This is a genomic window from Bergeriella denitrificans NBRC 102155 (assembly GCF_001592185.1).
GTDB lineage: Bacteria > Pseudomonadota > Gammaproteobacteria > Burkholderiales > Neisseriaceae > Neisseria > Neisseria denitrificans.
The window spans coordinates 1-3,787 of the sequence record NZ_BCWL01000197.1 but is presented as its reverse complement, the minus strand read 5'-3'; the positions used below and the strand labels follow the sequence as shown (position 1 = coordinate 3,787).

Below are 3,787 nucleotides of genomic sequence, written 5' to 3'. Positions count from 1 at the left end.
TAAAAAACGGGAAACGCCGCCAATCTTTCCACAGAGCCCAGGAAGAGCGAACCCTATTATGAACAAACCGATCCGCGCCATGTTTGCCGCCGCCGCCCTCGCATTGCTGTTCGGCTGCGGCACGCCCAAACGCCCGAACGCCGAAATCAACCGCCTGCGCGCCGCAGCTCCGCCCGACATGATGAGCCTGCCCAATCCGGTTCGAGGACAGAGCTTCCAAGATACCTGGCAGGCAGCCCGCAGCGGCGGACGCAGACACGAAGGCGTAGATATTTTTGCCAAGAAAGGCACGGCAGTACGAAGCACCACCGACGGTATCGTGACCAAAATCGGCCGCAATCGCTTGGGCGGCAAAATCATCGGCATCCAAGGTGCGGGCGCATGGCATTATTATGCACACCTCAACAGCCGCAGCGTAGATTTGTATGACCGTGTGAAGGCCGGACAAAAAATCGGCACGGTCGGCAACAGCGGCAACGCCAAGACAACCGCCCCGCATCTGCACTACGGCATTTACCCGACCCACGGCGGCGCGGTCAATCCTTATCCGCTGATTGACCAGAGCCGGTAGGGTAGGTGTTTCGCCGAAGCCCGAAAAAAGATTGGAACGCTGCGGGCCGTCTGAAAAAAGAGTATATGATGAATATGCGGAAACTGGTTAAAATCAGCAATTTAATCGCCTTAGCCGCCGTAGCCTGTTTAAGCTATTGGGTGTTTGCCTTTATTTTGGCGACCGTGTTCGGCTTGAAGGTGTTCCGTGAAAACCTGAGCGAGATGTTCGTATTCAGCATCTTCGGCATTATCGCCGTGATGGCAGGCGCATTGATTGTCAACATCATGCTGAACCTGACGCGGATTGCCGAACGTGATGACAAGTGCGAAGCCGTGAAGCCGCAGCGGCCGATGAAAAAATGGCTGTATGCGGCATTGGCCGTGTTTCCGCTGTTGGCGGCGCTGCTGTTTGGCGGCAACTATCTGACGGTACAGAAAAAACAGCAGATTTTGATGAAATCGGCAGCCAGAGTGCAAAGCGAATATGGCAGCCAAGCGGCCAAAATCGCCGACTACCGCTTTGATTTGGCCTATCTGAAGCAGACCTCAGCCGATTTGGAGTTGATGGAAAAACGCGATTCGGCGTTTCGCTCGGTCAGCGTGATTGTGCCCGACACCATCGGCGGGGCATCCGTTTATCTGGCTTTCCACAGCAATGCCGCAGCACACATTCCCGATGATGTCACAACCGGCACCGCCGCAGCCGACAGCATCGCCTACCGCCATGACGGCAAAAACCGCAGCATCCGCAAGGCCGAATACATTTACCAGGCCGGTTTGCACGAGCGCGAATATCTCGACAGCGTATTCGGCAGTAATCTTGATACGTCGCGCTTCGAATCGCACGACGGCAATTACACGCTGTTTTATCCGTATCGGCAAAACGGCCGAACCGTCGCCGTATTCCGCTTTGCCGATTACCAGCCTTACGGTAAATTCGGCAGTTGATGATGGAACACCAAAGAAAATGATGAAACCCCTAGACCTCGCCTTTATCTGCCAAGCCCTCAACCTGCCCGTGCCGTCTGAAAACAGGGCGGTCAACCGCATCGTCACCGACAGCCGCGATATTCAGGCAGGCGATGTGTTTTTTGCCTTGGCGGGCGAAAACCACGACGCGCACGATTATGTGGCGGACGTGTCGGCCAAGGGCGCAGCGGCGGCAGTCGTGTCGCGCGAAGACTGCGCGGGTTTGGCGGGTGCGCTGAAAGTAGAAGATACGCTCGCCGCGCTGCAAACGCTGGCGGCGGCGTGGCGGGATAATGTGAACCCGTTTGTATTCGGCATTACCGGCTCCAGCGGCAAAACCACGGTCAAAGAAATGCTGGCCGCCGTGCTGCGCCATGCGTTCGGCCAAGAAGCGGTATTGGCGACGGCGGGCAATTTCAACAACCACATCGGCCTGCCGCTGACCCTGTTGAAACTAAACGAAAAACACCGCTACGCCGTGATTGAAATGGGCATGAACCATTTCGGCGAACTCGCGCTGCTGACCCGCATCGCCAAGCCCGATACCGCATTGGTCAACAACGCCTTGCGCGCCCATGTCGGCTGCGGCTTCGACGGCGTGGGCGATATTGCCAAAGCCAAAAGCGAAATTTACGAAGGCCTGTCTTCAGACGGCCTGGCCTGGCTGCCCGCCGAAGACGCGAATATCGACATCTTTAAAGCCGCCACAGGCCGTCTGAAAACGCAAACTTTCGGTGCGGAAAGCGGCGATGTTCATGCCGAAAACATCGTCTTAAAGCCCTTGTCCTGTACATTCGATTTGGTGTGCGGCGGGGAACGCGCGGCCGTGGTGCTGCCCGTACCCGGCCGCCATAATGTGGCCAACGCCTGCGCCGCCGCTGCTCTGGCAAGCGCCGCCGGATTGAGCTTGGCGCAGATTTCAGACGGCCTCAAAGATTTCAGCAACATCAAAGGCCGTCTGCAAATCAAACCGGGCATTAAAGGCGCAACGATTATCGACGACACCTACAACGCCAACCCCGACAGCATGAAAGCCGCCCTCGATGTATTGGCCGCGCTGCCTGCCCCGCGCGTGTTTGTGATGGGCGATATGGGCGAGCTGGGCGAAACGGAAGCCGCCGCCATGCACGCGGAAGTCGGCGCATATGCGCGCGCTAAAGGCATCGAGTTTGCCTATTTTGTCGGCGACGACAGCGTGGAAGCAGCGGAAACGTTCGGCGCGGCCGGCTTGTGGTTTGCCGCCAAAGACCCGCTGATACAAGTGATGAGCCACGACTTGCCCGAAGGCGCAAACGTTTTGGTAAAAGGCTCGCGCTTTATGAAAATGGAAGAAGTGGTCGAAGCCCTGCTGGCGCAGTAAGGCCGTCTGAAAACGGCAGCCATCCACTCCGACGGGGCTGTATTAAGGAAAAAGACATGAAAAACTGGCTTTTGATACCGGTCGGCATGAGTTTGTGCACCCTTGCCGCCGCGCAAACGCCGCAGCAAATCATACAGAAATATTATCCGCGCTATCTGCAAAGCCATCAGTGTTTGATCGGCACCGATCAAGACGGGCAGACTGCTTATTGCATGAAGCAGAAAGCGCGCGAAATCCGCGAAACGGCTCAAGGGAAATTCATGTATGTGCTGATGGCCGGCGACTATATCGATTTGGCTTACCCCGACGAAGAGGGCGCACACGCAGCTTCGGGATTGGCCGGTATGTTTGTGCTGAAGCAGGCCGGGGCGAACGGCTGGACATTAGCGGCCGCGCTGCCGAAAGTGCTTATCGGCTCTTGGGGCAAAGCACCCGAAAAATGGACATTTCATGAGTTCGGTCAAGATCGCTGGGGCTTTTTAACCGAGAGCGGCTACACGAACCAAGGCGTTACCGAGACGCGCTATACCATGCTCCATCACGACGGAAACCGCAGAGTTAAAGAGAGCAGCATCGCTTCCGGATCGGACAACAGCGGCTATTACGGAGATTGTATCGATCAGCCCAGCGCCCGCGAGCGCGTGGAGTGTGAGCGAAACAGCACCTCGCTCGAAGCCGGTATTAAAATCGACCGTAAAAGCGCAGCAAGCAGCGGCTTTTATCCGCTGATACTGACCGTATCGGGGCATCGCGGCATTAAAAAATACCGCAATCAGGCATACCGCATACCGTTTAATGCCCGACAGCAGAAATACATTGCGCCGAAAAATTATCCGCTCTTCTGAGTATCGGATTTTCAGACGGCTTTTACCAAACACACGATAGTCGAAGAAAATAAGAATGAGA

At 56.1% G+C, this 3,787-nt stretch carries 4 protein-coding genes; all 4 read left to right on the top strand.

Going from position 1 to position 3,787, the window contains the following annotated elements; translation table 11 throughout:
- Window positions 1-58 precede the first annotated feature (58 nt).
- Window positions 59-571, top strand: coding sequence for a M23 family metallopeptidase (locus BDE01S_RS09020; protein WP_169798088.1), 513 nt, complete (start codon window positions 59-61; stop codon window positions 569-571).
- Between the two features lie 74 nt (window positions 572-645).
- Window positions 646-1,500 (top strand): peptidase, encoded by an 855-nt coding sequence (locus BDE01S_RS09015; protein ID WP_245934304.1) that lies wholly within the window; start codon window positions 646-648, stop codon window positions 1,498-1,500.
- A gap of 22 nt (window positions 1,501-1,522) precedes the next feature.
- Window positions 1,523-2,881 (top strand): UDP-N-acetylmuramoyl-tripeptide--D-alanyl-D-alanine ligase, encoded by a 1,359-nt coding sequence (locus BDE01S_RS09010; RefSeq protein ID WP_066080477.1) that lies wholly within the window; start codon window positions 1,523-1,525, stop codon window positions 2,879-2,881.
- Window positions 2,882-2,937: 56 nt separating this feature from the next.
- Window positions 2,938-3,726, top strand: a complete 789-nt coding sequence (locus BDE01S_RS09005; RefSeq protein WP_066080475.1) for a hypothetical protein — start codon at window positions 2,938-2,940, stop codon at window positions 3,724-3,726.
- Window positions 3,727-3,787: the final 61 nt, after the last annotated feature.